The sequence below is a fragment of the Brevibacillus sp. NPDC058079 genome (assembly GCF_042885155.1).
Lineage (GTDB): Bacteria > Bacillota > Bacilli > Brevibacillales > Brevibacillaceae > Brevibacillus.
This window is the reverse complement of sequence record NZ_JBHVSO010000002.1, coordinates 40,413-56,598: the sequence shown is the minus strand read 5'-3', so window position 1 is coordinate 56,598 and position 16,186 is coordinate 40,413. Positions and strand designations below refer to the sequence as shown.

At 46.9% G+C, this 16,186-nt stretch carries 15 protein-coding genes; 12 read left to right on the top strand and 3 right to left on the bottom strand.

What is annotated here, in order from left to right; all coding sequences use genetic code 11:
* The 9 genes from ACFVS2_RS06795 (at position 1) to ACFVS2_RS06755 (ending at position 10,481) form a co-directional block, all read left to right on the top strand.
* Complete coding sequence (locus ACFVS2_RS06795; RefSeq protein ID WP_173617470.1) at positions 1 to 1,590, top strand: DEAD/DEAH box helicase; 1,590 nt, start codon at positions 1 to 3, stop codon at positions 1,588 to 1,590.
* A gap of 165 nt (positions 1,591 to 1,755) precedes the next feature.
* The gene (gene recA, locus ACFVS2_RS06790; protein WP_017249260.1) at positions 1,756 to 2,814 is read left to right on the top strand and encodes a recombinase RecA; all 1,059 of its coding nucleotides are present in this window, start codon (positions 1,756 to 1,758) and stop codon (positions 2,812 to 2,814) included.
* A gap of 69 nt (positions 2,815 to 2,883) precedes the next feature.
* Positions 2,884 to 3,525, top strand: a complete 642-nt coding sequence (locus tag ACFVS2_RS06785; protein ID WP_173617471.1) for a RecX family transcriptional regulator — start codon at positions 2,884 to 2,886, stop codon at positions 3,523 to 3,525.
* 273 nt (positions 3,526 to 3,798) lie between these two features.
* The gene (gene rny, locus ACFVS2_RS06780; RefSeq protein WP_007719154.1) at positions 3,799 to 5,340 is read left to right on the top strand and encodes a ribonuclease Y; all 1,542 of its coding nucleotides are present in this window, start codon (positions 3,799 to 3,801) and stop codon (positions 5,338 to 5,340) included.
* A 109-nt stretch (positions 5,341 to 5,449) separates the two neighbouring features.
* Positions 5,450 to 6,244 carry a TIGR00282 family metallophosphoesterase gene (locus ACFVS2_RS06775; protein ID WP_007719153.1) on the top strand — a complete coding sequence of 265 codons (795 nt, stop codon included), beginning with the start codon at positions 5,450 to 5,452 and terminating at the stop codon, positions 6,242 to 6,244.
* Positions 6,245 to 6,362: 118 nt separating this feature from the next.
* The gene (spoVS, locus tag ACFVS2_RS06770; protein ID WP_003385776.1) at positions 6,363 to 6,623 is read left to right on the top strand and encodes a stage V sporulation protein SpoVS; all 261 of its coding nucleotides are present in this window, start codon (positions 6,363 to 6,365) and stop codon (positions 6,621 to 6,623) included.
* Between the two features lie 108 nt (positions 6,624 to 6,731).
* Positions 6,732 to 7,670, top strand: coding sequence for a dipeptidase (locus ACFVS2_RS06765; protein ID WP_390232570.1), 939 nt, complete (start codon positions 6,732 to 6,734; stop codon positions 7,668 to 7,670).
* A 194-nt stretch (positions 7,671 to 7,864) separates the two neighbouring features.
* Complete coding sequence (locus tag ACFVS2_RS06760; protein WP_173617473.1) at positions 7,865 to 9,643, top strand: 2-oxoacid:acceptor oxidoreductase subunit alpha; 1,779 nt, start codon at positions 7,865 to 7,867, stop codon at positions 9,641 to 9,643.
* A complete protein-coding gene (locus tag ACFVS2_RS06755; protein ID WP_007719146.1) occupies positions 9,615 to 10,481 on the top strand; it encodes a 2-oxoacid:ferredoxin oxidoreductase subunit beta in 867 nt (288 codons plus the stop codon). The genes ACFVS2_RS06760 and ACFVS2_RS06755 overlap by 29 nt, the downstream gene beginning before the upstream one ends.
* Before the next feature lie 46 nt (positions 10,482 to 10,527).
* On the opposite strand, the gene ACFVS2_RS06750 is transcribed toward ACFVS2_RS06755, so the two are convergent.
* Positions 10,528 to 11,562, bottom strand: coding sequence for a YkvI family membrane protein (locus ACFVS2_RS06750; RefSeq protein ID WP_173617474.1), 1,035 nt, complete (start codon positions 11,560 to 11,562; stop codon positions 10,528 to 10,530).
* 53 nt (positions 11,563 to 11,615) lie between these two features.
* Between ACFVS2_RS06750 and ACFVS2_RS06745 the strand changes: the two genes are divergently transcribed.
* The 3 genes from ACFVS2_RS06745 to ACFVS2_RS06735 all read left to right on the top strand — a co-directional run bounded on the left by ACFVS2_RS06745 (position 11,616) and on the right by ACFVS2_RS06735 (position 14,224).
* Positions 11,616 to 12,365, top strand: a complete 750-nt coding sequence (locus ACFVS2_RS06745; protein ID WP_390232565.1) for an MBL fold metallo-hydrolase — start codon at positions 11,616 to 11,618, stop codon at positions 12,363 to 12,365.
* 33 nt (positions 12,366 to 12,398) lie between these two features.
* Positions 12,399 to 12,959 carry a tRNA 5-(aminomethyl)-2-thiouridylate-methyltransferase MnmM gene (gene mnmM, locus ACFVS2_RS06740; protein WP_390232562.1) on the top strand — a complete coding sequence of 187 codons (561 nt, stop codon included), beginning with the start codon at positions 12,399 to 12,401 and terminating at the stop codon, positions 12,957 to 12,959.
* Between the two features lie 164 nt (positions 12,960 to 13,123).
* Entirely contained in the window at positions 13,124 to 14,224 is a 1,101-nt protein-coding gene (locus tag ACFVS2_RS06735) for a YheC/YheD family endospore coat-associated protein (protein ID WP_390232559.1), read from the top strand.
* Between the two features lie 68 nt (positions 14,225 to 14,292).
* Here the strand turns inward: ACFVS2_RS06735 and cbpB are convergent, their stop codons facing one another.
* Entirely contained in the window at positions 14,293 to 14,766 is a 474-nt protein-coding gene (cbpB, locus tag ACFVS2_RS06730; RefSeq protein ID WP_173617478.1) for a cyclic-di-AMP-binding protein CbpB, read from the bottom strand.
* Between the two features lie 265 nt (positions 14,767 to 15,031).
* Positions 15,032 to 16,171 (bottom strand): acyltransferase, encoded by a 1,140-nt coding sequence (locus ACFVS2_RS06725; RefSeq protein ID WP_390232555.1) that lies wholly within the window; start codon positions 16,169 to 16,171, stop codon positions 15,032 to 15,034.
* Positions 16,172 to 16,186 lie beyond the last annotated feature (15 nt).

Below are 16,186 nucleotides of genomic sequence, written 5' to 3'. Positions count from 1 at the left end.
ATGACGATTTTTTCCGATTTTCCTTTACATAAATCTATTCTGCAAGCGATTCACGATATGGGCTTCGAGGAGCCATCACCGATTCAGGCAGCTTGCATTCCAAAAGTTCTGGATGGCGGAGACCTGATTGGTCAAGCACAGACAGGTACTGGTAAGACTGCTGCATTCGGGATTCCACTTGTAGAAAAGATTACGCCTGCCAATCGTGTACAAGCGATCGTGCTGACCCCAACTCGTGAGCTGGCTATTCAGGTTGCGGGAGAGCTCCTGCGCATCTCCAAATACAATAAAGTTCGTACGCTGCCAATCTATGGCGGACAATCGATCGGACATCAAATTCGTGCACTGCGTCAAGGTGTACAAATCGTTGTAGGTACTCCTGGCCGTGTTATGGACCACTTGCGCCGTAAAACATTGAAGCTGGATCACGTACATACACTCGTTTTGGATGAAGCGGATGAAATGCTGGACATGGGCTTCATCGAAGATATCGAGACGATCATCACGCATATGCCAGAAGAGCGTCAAACCTTGCTGTTCTCTGCGACGATGCCGCCAGAAATCAAGCGTTTGGCTACCCGTTACATGAAACAGCCGCAAACGATCGCGGTGAGCCGTGAGGAAGTAACGGCGCCATTGATCGAACAGGTATACTACAAAGTGTTTGACCGCAATAAAGTGGAGAGCCTTTGCCGCATCTTGGACAGTGAGGATGTTGAGTTGGGAATCATTTTCTGCCGCACCAAGCGCGGTGTAGATGAGTTGTCCGAAGTGCTGCAATCCCGCGGATACCTTGCAGACGGCTTGCATGGTGACTTGTCACAGGCACAACGTGACAAGGTCATGAATTCGTTCCGTGAGGGCTCGATTGAATTTCTGATCGCGACAGATGTAGCAGCACGCGGTATTGACGTAGGAAACGTCTCCCACGTAATCAACTACGATATTCCACAAGACTCTGAGAGCTACGTACACCGTATTGGCCGTACTGGTCGCGCAGGTCGCAAAGGAATTGCGATGACGTTGGTTACGCCTCGTGAAGTAAGACAAATGATGTTTATCCAAAAGCAGACAAAAGCACAAGTGCTCTCTCGCAATGTTCCTTCCTTGGAGGAAGTGGCTGAGCGCAAACAAGAACAATTGCGTGAACAGTTGACTAGCCTTTTGGAAAGCGATGCAATCGCGGATATGTATCAAAAAGTAGCGGATGCTCTCGTAGGTCAATACCCTGCTGAAAAAGTAGCAGCTGCTGCCTTGCACCTCGCATTCCATACCGAAGCGGGACAAGGGCAGGAAGTAGAAGCGTACAACTTTGGTGAGACGGGTGCAGCAAAAGGCATGGTTCGTTTCTTCCTGAACGTAGGTCGCAATGCGAACATGAAGCCACAGGATCTGGTTCGTGAGATCTCTGAATCTGTTGGTATCCCAGGAAAATCAGTAGGTCGCATCGACATTTTCGAGAACTTCACTTTCGTTGAGGTTCCAGAAGAAGTAGCGGCATTCGTATATGAGTCACTGCGTCAAACCCGTATCAACGGAAAACGAATCAATCTGGAGCCTGCAAAGCCTCGCGGAGCGAAGCGTTCCTAATTCGATAGAAATGAGAAGCAGCCATTTCGCTGGGAACAACCAGGAAATGGCTGCTTTTATGCGATGCGAATATTTGTTCGTAAAAAATACTTGGCAAACACTTCTGTCTCGAGGTATGATGAAGACAAGCAAAAGAGATGCGAAAATTGAAAGGGTGTGTACCATTTGTCAGATCGTCGCGCAGCTTTGGAGAGTGCATTGCGTCAAATAGAAAAGCAATTCGGAAAAGGTTCCATTATGAAGTTGGGGGAAGTATCTAACATCCAGATTTCTACGGCTTCTAGCGGTGCACTTGCTCTAGATATCGCACTTGGTGTGGGTGGGTTCCCACGCGGACGGATTGTTGAGATTTACGGACCAGAGTCTTCTGGTAAAACAACAGTAGCGCTTCATGCCATCGCAGAAGTGCAAAGACAGGGTGGACAAGCAGCTTTTATCGATGCTGAGCATGCCTTGGATCCGGTTTACGCTGCTAAGCTGGGTGTGAACATCGATGAATTGCTGTTGTCCCAACCAGACACTGGTGAGCAAGCTTTGGAGATCGCGGAAGCACTGGTGCGTTCTGGTGCGGTAGACATTATCGTAGTCGACTCCGTTGCGGCACTCGTGCCAAAAGCAGAGATCGAAGGCGAGATGGGAGATTCCCACGTAGGTTTGCAAGCACGCTTGATGTCCCAAGCACTTCGTAAGCTGTCTGGTGCCATCAACAAGTCCAAAACGATTGCGATCTTCATCAACCAGCTTCGTGAAAAAGTGGGAGTTATGTTTGGTAACCCGGAAACAACTCCAGGTGGACGCGCTTTGAAGTTCTACGCGAGTGTTCGTTTGGATGTTCGTAAAGCGGAATCTATCAAAGTCGGCAACGACATTTTGGGTAGCAAGACAAAGATCAAAGTTGTCAAAAATAAAGTGGCTCCACCATTTAAGGTTGCAGAAGTGGACATCATGTACGGTGAAGGTATTTCCAGAGAAGGTAGCATTCTCGACATCGGTTCTGAGATTGATGTCGTGCAAAAGAGTGGTGCTTGGTATTCCTTCAACGAAGAGCGACTCGGCCAAGGTAGAGAAAATTCGAAGGTTTTCCTGAAGGAAAATCCGCACATTGCATCGCAGATTGAAACAAAAGTGCGCGAATACTTCAGCCTAAACCCTGGTTCTGTTCCAGAAGGTGAAGCAGTAAATGACCCAGAGCAAGATGAAGAGCCTACATTTGATCTGGAGTAATGAAGAGTAGAAGAGCAGCCTGTCGATGAGACAGGCTGTTATTTTAGCTTTGCGAAGGAGTGAATCATCATGAAGAGCGGCCTGATCACTGCCGTTCATCGAGATATCAAACAAAAGCAACGCTACCATATCGATGTAGAAGGCGAGTATGCCATTACCGTACACGAAGACATACTGGTAAAGTACAACCTATTTAAGGGAACAGAATTAGATGAAGATTTTTGCCGAGAAGTCCTGATAGCAGAAGAAAAGCATAAAGCGTATTTAGGTGCTTTGCGATACCTCGGCATACGACCACGGACAAGTAGTCAGCTGCATTCTTATTTGGTAGAGAAGGGGTTTTCTACCCAGATTGCCGAAGAGATATGCCAGCGCTGCAAGGATCACGGCTACATCGATGATGAAGCATTTGCGAAGCAATGGGTAGACGAACGATTGCGTTTGAAGCCGAGGAGCCCGTATATGCTGCGTATGGAGCTTACCCAGCGTGGAGTGGACAGAGCGATTGTAGAGGACGCAGTCCGTGGCGTGTCTAGGCAGGCTGAACTAGATGCTGCCCGTGCATTGATAGAGAAGAAGGCGAGACGCATAGAAGGCGCACCGAACCCAGATGAAGAACGCAAGCTGCTGTCTATGCTGATGCGCAAGGGATTCTCTCATGCTATCATTCAACAAATGCGTGAAGAATTGCGTCAGAGAAGCGATAGTTAGACGCAACTCTATTTGCATGATCTTGACAATTCTTGTTCACAAATAATAAAATAGGTTTGTATTTACTTGGTGTATCATATCTTTTTGCGATTTGCTCACTCGTTGCCTATGGAACAACTGAAAAACCGTGCGATAACAGTACGGATTCAGCGGACCGAGTAAAATCGGTCTTGTTTTTTAGCCGAATGTTCAAATGTGAGAGCACTCCATGAAAAACAAATGCTTGGAAAGCGGGGAGATGTCTTACAATAAGGAGGTGAAACGAAAAAGCCTATGGATCCTATAATTACTGTTGTCATTGTGCTCGTTGCCCTGCTGATTGGCTTGGGTGCTGGCTACTTCACTCGTAAATCGATTGCGGAAGCGAAGATCTCCAGTGCAGAAGAAGCTGCACGACAGATCGTGGAGGAAGCCAAGCGGGACGCCGAAGCCGTTAAGAAGGAGAAGGTGCTGGAGGCAAAGGATGAAGTCTTCAAGCTTCGATCCGAAGCGGAAACCGAATTGCGTGAGAGACGCAATGAGATCCAGCGTCAGGAACGACGAATTCTACAAAAAGAAGAATCGTTGGACCGCAAGATGGAACAGTTAGAGCGCAAAGAAGAAGAATTGTCTGAGCGTGACCGTGCCATCGCAGAACTGCAAAGCAAGGTAGAGCACTTATATAAAGAGCAAGTATCAGAGCTAGAACGAATCTCCGGCTTGACGCAGGATGAGGCGAAGACGATCATTCTCACTGATGTGGAGAATACCGTCCGTCACGAAATGGCTGTGATGATCAAGGAGATTGAGACTCAGGCTAAGGAAGAAGCGGACAAGCGTGCTCGTGAGATCATTACGACCTCCATTCAACGTTGTGCAGCAGACCACGTAGCAGAAACAACCGTTTCTGTGGTTACGCTGCCAAATGATGAGATGAAGGGACGTATTATCGGACGCGAAGGACGTAACATTCGTGCCCTGGAGACGTTGACTGGTATCGATCTGATTATTGACGATACGCCAGAAGCAGTCATCCTGTCTGGCTTCGACCCGATTCGTCGGGAAATCGCCAAGACAGCACTGGATAAACTGGTCGCAGACGGTCGCATTCACCCAGCTCGCATCGAGGAAATGGTGGAAAAAGCGCGTCGCGAAGTAGACGAGCGAATCCGTGAATACGGTGAGCAAGCAACGTTCGAAACAGGCGTTCACGGCTTGCATCCAGATCTGATCAAGATTCTTGGACGCTTGCGTTATCGTACAAGCTACGGTCAAAACGTACTGAAGCACTCTATGGAAGTGGCACATCTCGCCGGTTTAATGGCGGCAGAACTAAAAGAAGATGTGAAGCTGGCCAAACGTGCAGGTTTGCTGCATGATATCGGAAAAGCGATTGACCATGAAGTAGAAGGTTCACACGTTGAAATCGGTGTAGAACTGGCTAAGAAGTACAATGAGCATCACGTAGTAGTGAACAGTATTGCGTCTCATCACGGTGATACCGAACCAACTTCCGTCATTGCTATGCTCGTGGGAGCAGCTGACGCTCTGTCTGCCGCACGCCCAGGTGCACGCCGTGAGACATTGGAAACATATATCAGACGTTTGGAGAAACTGGAAGAAATCTCTGAGTCGTTCGATGGCGTAGAAAAGTCTTATGCGATTCAAGCAGGACGCGAAATTCGCGTGATGGTTCAACCTGATAAGATTGACGATGCGGAAGCTACCCGTCTGGCACGGGATATCACGAAACGAATTGAAAATGAACTTGACTACCCAGGTCATATTAAAGTGACGGTTATCCGTGAAACACGGGCAGTTGAGTATGCAAAGTAAAGTGGCTGCGTGCCACTTTACTTTTTTTGTAGCACACCAAATGGTTGACGATGTCAAGTTTTCTAATGAGCAGAGGAATTGTGTATACTAGCAATGAGGTGATTTGGTAATGAAGTTGTTATTCATTGGAGATATTATGGGCTCGCCTGGCAGAGAGATCGTGAAAACATATCTGCCGTTACTGAAACGAAAATACAACCCTACCTTTATCGTAGCGAATGGAGAGAACGCTGCGCATGGTCGCGGGATCACAGAGAAAATTACCAAGGAGCTTTTCGCGTGGGGCGTTCAAGCGATTACGCTCGGGAATCATACGTGGGACCAAAGGGAAATTTTCGATTTTATTGATGATGAACCGCGGATGATCAGACCCGCGAACTTCCCAGAAGGGGCTCCTGGAAAAGGGATTACATATATCAAACAACATGAAGGGGAACTAGCCGTCATTAATTTGATGGGGCGTACGTTCTTGCCACCGCTCGACTGTCCGTTCCAAATGGCTGATAAGCTAGTAGAGCAAGCCCGGAAGCGTACGAAGCTCATTTTTGTAGACTTTCATGCGGAAGCTACATCGGAAAAGCAAGCAATGTCATGGTATCTCGATGGGAAGGTTACGGCGGTCGTGGGGACACATACCCATGTGCAAACCGCTGATGAACGTATATTGCCTCAAGGAACCGGATTCTTGTGTGATGTAGGAATGTGTGGCCCGAGTAATGGCATTTTGGGGATGGAGCGAGAAGCTGTTATTAAGAAATTTTTGACACAGCTCCCTGTTCGCTTTGAGGTAGCGCCAGATCCTGCGCAGTTGAATGCGGTGCTGATTACTCTAGATAAAACGACAGGGCATGCGAAAAAAATGGAGCGAATCAGAATTGACTCTGACCATCCGTTTATGGAATAATGGGAATAAGATTAGAATTTTTTGAATCTTTCAAGCAAGTTAGCAGGAATTTTTAGGGGTTATGCGAATATCATTCTAATGATGACAGGATTCCTATCAGACGGGAGGTTCAAAAAGGATGGAAGTATTAAAAGTTTCAGCAAAGTCTAACCCCAATTCCGTAGCTGGTGCCCTTGCCGGAGTTCTTCGTGAACGAGGCGCGGCTGAGATCCAAGCCATTGGCGCTGGGGCGCTTAATCAAGCTGTGAAGGCAGTAGCAATCGCACGAGGGTTCGTAGCGCCGAGTGGAGTTGACCTCATTTGTATTCCAGCCTTTACCGACATCGTGATTGATGGAGAAGAGCGAACTGCAATCAAATTAATCGTAGAACCCAGATGATACAACTGCAAATGCTTCACCTGCCTGTTTGTTCGAAGAATGAACAGGTTTTTTCGTTTGTCCAGAAGTATGACCTCCGAAGAGATCGAAGAGAAGGAGCGTTTCCATATGAAAATCTTTGATGCGCATAGCGATGTATTATGCAAGCTATGGCAGAACCCCGAGCTGGACTTTTATAAAGAAGACAAGCTCTTGCAAGCTGGTTTTACCGCCCTTGAAAAAGGGAATGTAGACATACAAGTGCTTGCCTGTTTCGTCCCTTCTCAGGTGCCGTTTGGACGTCGTTTTCATTCTGTACTAGAAATGATCGATATTTTTTATCAAGAGGTGGCCAGTGATAAATTCCGGCCCATTTTCACAAAGGCAGATTTGGCTGAATGCGTATTAAAGGGACAGAAAGGGGCTATTCTGTTTGTAGAAGGTGCGCATGCATTAGAAGAGAGTCTGGTTCAGCTACGTACGTGGTTCCGGCTTGGTGTACGAGGAATGACGCTGACCTGGAATCATGGCAATGCCATAGCGAGTGGAAATGGAGAGCCGAATCCAGGTGGACTTACTTCATTTGGACGAGAAGTCATAGAAGAAATGAATCGGCTGGGGATGATCATTGATGTTTCGCATTTGGCCGACCCAGGATTCTGGGATGTACTAGAATGCTCAAAAGCACCAGTGATCGCTTCCCACTCGAACGTGAGAAGCCTATGCAATCACTCTCGCAATTTGACGGACGAGCAAATTCGAGCGTTAATCGCCAAAGACGGCGCGATTGGCTTAACGTTTGTAGACTTCTTTACCGTGCCGGACAAGCGCACGGTTTGGATCGATGACTTGCTGCGCCACTTGGATCACATCTGCGCGTTGGGGGGCGTAAACCACGTAGGTTTTGGCTCCGATTTCGATGGTATTACCGAGACGTTTGGAGACATAGCATCCGCGGCAGATTACTCCCAATTACTAGAAGCTTTGTTAAAACGTTATAAAGAGGCGGAAGTATTGAAATTTGTGCAAGGAAATTGGTTGCGTGTTTTCGGAAACGTGCTACAATAAAGCATGAGGATATTAATGTACCAAGTTCAACATTAAAATTCAGGTCAAAAGTAAGTTGAGTAAAAGCACTTGCAATTTGACATGGACAGGACTACAATTGTTACTGTCTATGCACAGAAATGTCACATCTTATCAGTCTTTTTAAGGTGTGATAGGGCAGCTTTTCTCACAGTCACTGAAAGGGTGGAATCTGAATGATTAGTCAACTTTCCTGGAAAGTTGGAGGACAGCAAGGGGAGGGCATCGAGAGTACTGGTGAGATTTTCTCGATGGCAATGAACCGGATGGGATACCATCTGTATAGCTACCGTCACTTCTCTTCCCGTATTAAGGGTGGACACACGAACAATAAAATTCGCGTGAGCACAACGCCAATGCGTGCGATCTCTGACGATCTGGACATTCTCGTAGCGTTTGACCAAGAGACGATCGATTTCAATGCGCATGAGCTGCGTGAAGGCGGTATCATTATCGCGGACGCGAAATTTAATCCAAAGTTGCCGGACGGCTTGAAGCCAGTTCGCTTCTTCACTGTACCACTGACTGAGATCGCTGATGAGCTGGGAACTTCCCTGATGAAAAACATGGTGTCGATTGGTGCGTCCAGTGCCATCCTCGGCATTTCAGTGGAAAGCTTCCGTCCCATTGTTGAAGATATGTTCCTCCGCAAGGGCGAAAAAGTGGTTGAAAAGAACATGGATGCCATTCGCCGCGGTTTTGATTTTGTAAATGAATTGACTGGTGGTCAACTGCCTGAGTTCCAAATGGAAAAGGCTGATCCACAAAAACAACTGTTCCTCATCGGTAACGATGCGATCGCTCTGGGTGCTGTAGCAGCAGGCTGCCGTTTCATGCCAGCTTACCCGATCACACCTGCTTCCGAGGTAATGGAATACTTGATTAAAAAGCTGCCTAAATTGGGCGGTACTGTTATCCAAACAGAAGACGAGATTGCTGCAATTACGATGGCAATCGGTGCTAACTTCGCGGGTGCTCGTTCCTTGACTGCTTCTGCAGGTCCTGGTCTGTCCCTGATGATGGAAGCAATTGGTCTGGCTGGTATCACGGAACAACCAGTTGTAATCGTGAACACACAGCGTGGTGGCCCATCTACTGGTATGCCTACCAAAATCGAGCAATCCGATGTGAATGCTATGATCTACGGTACGCATGGTGACATTCCAAAAGTAGTTATCGCGCCAAGCACAGTAGAAGAGTGCTTCTACGATGCAGTTGAAGCGTTTAACATTGCGGAAGAATACCAACTGCCTGTTATCCTGATGACAGACTTGACGCTGTCCTTGGGTAAACAAACCGTTGTTCCATTTGACTACAGCAAAGTAGAAATCCGCCGCGGAAAACTGCTTGCTGGACAAGAATTGCCAGAAAAAGAGCAAAACGACCTGTTCAAACGTTATGAAGTAACAGAAGACGGCGTTTCTCCTCGTGTTATTCCTGGTCAAAAATACGGTCTGCACCACGTAACTGGTGTTGAGCATGATCAAACTGGTCGTCCATCTGAGAATGCTGCAAACCGTATTCAACAAATGGATAAACGTATGCGCAAAATGGAAGGCGTCCTGAAAAACTTCAAAGGCGCTGTAACAGCAGATGCTCCTCACGCTGACGCGGATGTTCTGGTTGTGGGTATCAACTCCACAATTGGTACCATTCAAGAAGCAAAAGGCCGTCTGGAACAAGAGGGAATGAAAGTAAACCATGCACAAATCCGTTTGCTGCATCCGTTCCCAACTGAAGAAATCAAAGCACTCGTAGATAAAGCGAAGAAAGTTGTTGTTGTTGAGCACAACGCTCAAGCGCAAGTAACAAGCTTGCTCAAACAACACGTTGGAAACGCTGAAAAAATCGAATCCGTGCTTAAATATGACGGTAACCCATTCCTGCCGAAGGAAATCTATGCTGAAGTGAAGGAGCTGGTAAAACATGGCGACTATGAAAGAGTTTCGAAATAACGTAAAGCCAAACTGGTGCCCAGGCTGTGGAGACTTCTCCATCCAAGCGGCTATTCAACGCGCTGCAGCGAACGTAGGTCTGGAACCTGAAAATCTGGCGGTTGTTTCCGGTATCGGTTGCTCTGGTCGTATTTCCGGCTACATCAACTGTTATGGTTTCCACGGTATTCACGGACGTTCCCTGCCAATCGCACAAGGTGTGAAAATGGCGAACCGCGAGCTGACAGTTATCGCAGCAGGTGGTGACGGGGATGGTTTCGCGATCGGTATGGGCCATACTGTACACGCTATCCGTCGTAATATGAACGTTACGTACATCGTAATGGATAACCAAATCTACGGTCTGACAAAAGGTCAAACCTCCCCGCGTTCCGCGACTGGTTTCGTGACCAAGTCTACACCGGCAGGTTCCATCGAGTCCTCGATTTCTCCAGTTGAACTGGCGCTGTCTGTAGGTGCAACATTCGTTGCTCAATCCTTCTCCAGCGATCTGAAGGGCTTGACTGAACTGATTGAAAAAGGTATCCAACACGAAGGCTTTTCCTTGATCAACGTATTCAGCCCTTGTGTAACCTACAACAAGGTAAACACATACGACTGGTTCAAAGAGAACATCGTACCAGTAGACACGCTCGAAGGATACGATCCACATGACCGTATCAAAGCAATGTCTACCTCTATGCAACACAAAGGCCTGATTACAGGTCTGATCTACCAAAACACTGAGCAAAAACCTTACGAAGCTCTCGTAAATGGCTTCAAAGAAGAAGGTTTGGTGAACCAAGACATTCGCTTGTCTGAAGAAGACTTCGAAAAATTGGTTAAAGAATTTGCTTAAGTTTGATAGAGTGAAAAACCTCTCCTTAACGGGAGAGGTTTTTTTATTACATACGATCGCGCCACTGCCTGTACACGAGCATGACAAGGAAAAAGACGACCAGTTGACCAAAGAGTGGATACAGGAAGCGGAGAAGCGAGCTAAACCCGATAAAACTGATCAAATAACAAATCAGCAAAATCCCAAGTAGAATAGTCGGGCCTCGAAGGGGGGTAACTTGTCTAATCTGTTGGGCTAGACCAAAAACGTTAGCTACAAGTGTCGAGAAGATTTCCGCATACACCAATAGGGAGAACAAAAAGGGAATAGTCGGTCCCAAGCCTTGCAGCACAGCAATCATGGGCATTTCCGCGTGATGAATTCCCGGCATTTTTACAGACAGAGAAGCGTAGGCGAGTAATAGCAGAAGGCCTATTCCTAACCCCCCTATGATTCCCCCTAGGATGAGAGGCTTCTCGCTCGTACTCTGTCTGCCCATCGGAATCAAAACCGCTTGTGTAAGCGTGACATTTAAGGCAACATAATAAAAGGGAGAACTAAGCCACGCCCAAGGCCGTAACGATTCAACGACGACATTCGTATCTAACCATGGCTTCGTATAAAGGAAGACAAGTACAGTAAAGCCAATGAGCATCGGAACAAAAATGCTGTTCACGTGATGGATGGCAAACAGCCCTTTTTTCGTCACGAAAAAAATCAAAATCATGCTAAACCAAATGCCGATTTGGGGAGATAATCGAAAAGACTCCCAAAAAATCGCGCCGGTAGCAGCGAGCATGACGGAGGTAGTACCTAGCAATACGGTTAGAAGCAAGGTATTAAATACAGTGCCAAACGGATGCCCAAATAAATAGGTGCTGACTTCTTGATAGGAATCGGCCTGAATCCGATAGGCAATCAGCATGACGCGGATGCCTGCCCAAATAAACAGCGTCGTCGCCAGAATGATGCCTACTAAGCCTTGTGTTCCATATTGAACAAAGAACTCTACAATTTCTTTGCCAGAGGCAAAACCAGCTCCTACGACTGTCCCAATATACGTAAAAGCGATCTGCCATGCGGCTCTCCATGTTCCTTGCATCTCAGACCTCCTGTCCCACCTTATTCCATCCTATGAGAGGGAGTGAACCGAATATGCGCGTTACCGTGTTAGGCTATCAATCTCCTTATCCTGGCCCTGGAGGTGCTACTCCGGGTTACCTGATTGAGACAGACCGTGTCAAAATTCTTCTCGACTGCGGCAGCGGTGTTCTTGCACAGCTAGGCAAGCATTTGCCCATTTATGAGCTGGATGCCATGCTCTTATCTCACTATCATCATGATCATGTTGCGGATGTAGGAGTGATGCAGTACGGTTTGATGGTTCATCAGCTATTTGGCCAAAGACCTGCTGACAAGCCGCTTCCGATCTACGCTCCAGCGCTGCCAGTGGCTAATGCCCAGACATTGGTGTATCGAGATGCGACCACATTTACCCCAATCACAGAAGAAACGTCTGTTACCATTGGGGACGTTTCGATCACTTTTTTACGGACAGACCATGGTGATGGAGATCCATGCTACGCCATGCGCTTAGAAGCAAACGGACGTGTCCTCGTATACGGTGCTGACAGTGGACCAGGTACAGCCTGGGAAGGGTTTGCAAATCAAGCGGATTTGTTTATTTGCGAGGGGACCTATCTGGATTACAATTTACCAGCGAAGCCAAATGGGCACCTGTCTGTTCGCCAAGCGGCAGAACTGGCACAATCTCTATCCTGCCGTTCTTTATTAGTTACACATTTGTTTTACGGCTATGAGGAGTCTCAAGTAATTGCGGAGGCCAATGCCTTTGTCGCAGGTGCCGTTTACGCGGCGCGCATCGGTCTGCAAATCGATTTATAACGTTGTTTTTGTACATAGAGAGGAGAGTTGACTGTGTTTCCAAATGTATTAGAAGTCGCACGCAAATTAATCCGTGAACGGGTACAAGTAGGAGAAACTGTTGTAGACGCCACGATGGGGAATGGAAATGACACCTTATTTCTTGCGCAATTGGTGCAAGAAGAAGGGAAAGTAATCGCCTTCGATATCCAGCCACAGGCGATCGAGAAAACGCGAGAGAGACTCGAGAGAGAAGGTCTGGCGAACAGAGTAGAAATGAAGCTCGCCAGTCATGAGGAAATTGACAAGCTGGAGATAAGTGCCGCGGCGATTATGTTTAATTTGGGCTATTTGCCGGGTGGAGACAAAGAAATCACAACACAAGCGAGCAGTACCATTCAGGCGATTCAATCAGGGTTGAGGGTACTCAGACCAGGCGGAATCATGACGGTCATGATTTACTGGGGACATCCGGCGGGAGAAACGGAAAAAGAGGCAGTGGAAACATTTTGCCACGAGCTAAGTCAATTGGATTATTTGGTTTTAAAATACCAATATATCAATCAGCAAAACCAAGCCCCGTTTTTACTGGCCATCGAACGCAGGGAGCAATAAAGAGAACGAAACGGGATCCTTTCCCGGGCAAGCGCAACATCCGACATCATTCCTATGGGAAAGCAATTATTTTGTCAGGTCGCGTAGAGGTGTACAAAAATAGGCACGCTCTTGCTCTTTCTGGCACATACCCTATGTAGAGCAATGTGGCAAGGGGGATCTACGTGGACAGAATCGGGATAATGTTGGATTGGGCCCTTATGGAGAAAGGAATTCATGGCATCAAGTCATATGAGCGTCTGCCTTATTATGTCGAAATCGGTAAAGAGCTTGGATTGGAGCCTGTTTTTTTCCATCCGCGGCATGTGAAGCCAGGAGATGAAAGAGTCAAGGGATATTTTTGGAACGGAAATCGACTCGTCTCCCAACTGGTTTCAGTCCCGCGAGTCATCCACAATCGTGTTTTGACAGGGGATGCAACAGCGAGGAATGTGATTCGAAGATTGAGCCAAAAGAAGACGGTGTTCAATGGCTTGGTTGTACGGGATAAGCGAAAAGTGCACCAGATGCTCTGGAAAAACGAGCAACTCCGTAGCTATCTGCCGCATACAGTGCCTTATTCCATGGTGCAGTTGCGTCAGTTCTTGGATAAGTACCAGGTGGTGTACGTCAAGCCTTCGATTGGATCAGTCGGAATTGGGGTAGCACGTATTGAACGGCACGGAGGCAATTATCACTTCATTGCATCGAAAAAACGGCAGATTTTATCTCATTCGCAGATACTCTCCACGGTGCGACGCTGGGTCGGTAACAAACGATTTCTAATCCAGCGAGGAATTCCTTTGGCGCGCTATGGAGGAAAAACGTTTGATATTCGTGTTTCGGTGCAGAAAAACAAAGAGAAGCAGTGGACTGTGAGCGGGATGGTTGCCAAGGTCGCCAATAAGAAAAACAAGCTGAGCAATCTCTCTCGAGGAGGGACAGCAGTACCGTTTTCGGAAGCTTTGGTACCCATCTTTGCTGAGGTGAAACAACAACAAGCGGTCATCGAAAGAGTTAGCATAGCGGCGGTGGAAATTGCGAAGCAGTACGGTCGGCATTTTTCATCGTTAGCAGACTTAGGCATGGATATGGGAATTGACGAGCGAGGCAATCCGTATTTGATTGAAGTCAATGTGCGTGATCAGCGCTATTCGTTTTTCAAGGCTGGAGAGAGTGCAATGTTTAAACAAACATACCGTCATCCACTGGAATATGCGCAGACATTACTCGCTGAAAAAAAGAAACAGAAGCATCAGCTGCTATCGCCAAGTTATATGTTCTAAAGAAGAAATGCAGAAGAATGTGAAAAAGACGGTGGCAATTATTGCCCCGTCTTTTCGTATGCGGTGACCTACGATTCTGCCGGCTGTTGTTGGTCAGCAGCCAAAGGAAAGGGCAGATTGCGAAAGTGACGATATACCAAAGCCAATATCGATTTTCGAGTCAAGATTCCTTGGAAATAGTGCTCGTCGTCTTCAATGCAGACGAAAGGGTGATTAATGGACACTTCCAATGCTTTCAAAAATTCATCGGTGTCACGCAATCGAGGGACCTTCGTATCCATCACGTCATCTACAATATGTTCGGACATACGCTCGGTCTCAAAGCGTTCCAGACCTAGAGTCTTATTCATGATCATATTCGTGCTGATTAACCCATGCAAACGATACTGATGATCCAGTACAGGAACGGCTGAATAGCCGGACTTGATTAGGACTAGCAGGGTGTGCTCAAGCGAATTACCTAACTGCACATGTGCGACCTTTGTGGACGCGATTATGAGATCTTTGATCGGAATATGTAACAAAGGGATCTCTTGATTCATCCAGATCCACCACCTTTTCTTTCTGACGTCTATAGCAGTGAGCACTGCTTGTGGTCCTCTTCTATGATACCGTAAGCGAGGTACAAACGGTAGGGTTACATTTAGAAAACTTGGCGTTGGCAAGCCTTTGGTGGGCATTCGACGAAAAAAAGCCCGGCAGTTACGCCAGGCAAGTAATCGAGGTGTGGAACAATCGTCCCTAGTTCTAGTATGGGAGATCATGTTGTTTTTTACATTAGGAGTTTAGAGGAAACCAGGTTCTCCCTTACGCTTTATACGTTTGATTTTTGAAAATCGGTTTTGCTTCCACCCGTTTTTTCCGATTGAACCAAAAGGACATCGTCGTCAACTCGTAAAGGAAAATGCACAGTGGCGGTGTAATCACGAACATGCCGAGAACTATTGACGGTGTTGACCAGCCTAGTCGATGAATGACGTAGCTCTGCAGTAAGAACAAGATCAACGGATGAACCAAGTAGATAGCCATATTTTGTTTGGCTAACCGGGCAAGCCAAGGACCGAGTTTAGGCAGTTTGCCGAGATAACTGGATGCAGGGTAAAAGCTGATAATCACACAGAGTGTGTACACCAAGTAAAGCGGTTCGAAAATATTCATGCTCTCGTAATAGCTTTTGGAGCCGGAAAGATAGCTGTACGCCATCCATACGGCTGCACTTGCCATCACAACGATAGAAGGTATTTGAAGGCGTTTCACCCACGTCCGCCATTTATCCACATTCATCCCGGCATAAGCGCCGAGTGCAAAAGTAAATACGTACATGAAAACATAATGCTGTCCGTAAACATAACTATGCTTTATGAGGGACAGGAATGGGTTTGCAGCCCAATCAATGGCCCATAAAGGCTTGATAAACAAATAATGGTAGAGAACGTACAGACCAGCTTGTCCAATAAATAGGGCGATGATCCAGCGGAAGTTCAAGTACCGTTCTATCCACGATTTGATCAGGCAAAACAACAAGCACAGTTGCAAGTAAAGCGGAATGTAATACAGGTGGTAGAATGAGCTACCCGTAAACAGACTATCGAAAAACGGTCCTACCAGCACGGCCGGGTCAAAGGTTTGGTGTTTAAAATAGGTGAAGATGGCCGTCCAAATTACGTAAGGAAAAATAACCGCGCGCCAGCGTTTTTTCCAGAAAGCACGCCAATCCAATTGTCGGTTCTGATACCAGTAAAACAGCAGCATTCCAGTTGCAAATATAAACAAAGAGCGACCGAATTTTAACAAGATGATTAGAACGGCTTGTAAATCACTATTCCACGGATACGTCTTCTCATTTGAGAGAAAAAAACTGAGGATGTGAATCATCAAGACAGTAAGAGCCCCAAAAACAAAAAGGGCATTCAGATCCTGAAACGTCCCCTTTCGATTGCTATTCATAATTCCTCCAGAATT

Coding starts and splice junctions, on each gene's coding strand:
- ACFVS2_RS06760 (WP_173617473.1), top strand. CDS start 7,865: ATGATTAGTCAACTTTCCTGGAAAGTTGGAGGACAGCAAGGGGAGGGC.
- ACFVS2_RS06765 (WP_390232570.1), top strand. CDS start 6,732: ATGAAAATCTTTGATGCGCATAGCGATGTATTATGCAAGCTATGGCAG.
- rny (WP_007719154.1), top strand. CDS start 3,799: ATGGATCCTATAATTACTGTTGTCATTGTGCTCGTTGCCCTGCTGATT.
- cbpB (WP_173617478.1), bottom strand. CDS start 14,766: ATGAATCAAGAGATCCCTTTGTTACATATTCCGATCAAAGATCTCATA.
- ACFVS2_RS06750 (WP_173617474.1), bottom strand. CDS start 11,562: ATGCAAGGAACATGGAGAGCCGCATGGCAGATCGCTTTTACGTATATT.
- ACFVS2_RS06775 (WP_007719153.1), top strand. CDS start 5,450: ATGAAGTTGTTATTCATTGGAGATATTATGGGCTCGCCTGGCAGAGAG.
- spoVS (WP_003385776.1), top strand. CDS start 6,363: ATGGAAGTATTAAAAGTTTCAGCAAAGTCTAACCCCAATTCCGTAGCT.
- ACFVS2_RS06795 (WP_173617470.1), top strand. CDS start 1: ATGACGATTTTTTCCGATTTTCCTTTACATAAATCTATTCTGCAAGCG.
- ACFVS2_RS06725 (WP_390232555.1), bottom strand. CDS start 16,171: ATGAATAGCAATCGAAAGGGGACGTTTCAGGATCTGAATGCCCTTTTT.
- ACFVS2_RS06745 (WP_390232565.1), top strand. CDS start 11,616: ATGCGCGTTACCGTGTTAGGCTATCAATCTCCTTATCCTGGCCCTGGA.
- ACFVS2_RS06755 (WP_007719146.1), top strand. CDS start 9,615: ATGGCGACTATGAAAGAGTTTCGAAATAACGTAAAGCCAAACTGGTGC.
- ACFVS2_RS06785 (WP_173617471.1), top strand. CDS start 2,884: ATGAAGAGCGGCCTGATCACTGCCGTTCATCGAGATATCAAACAAAAG.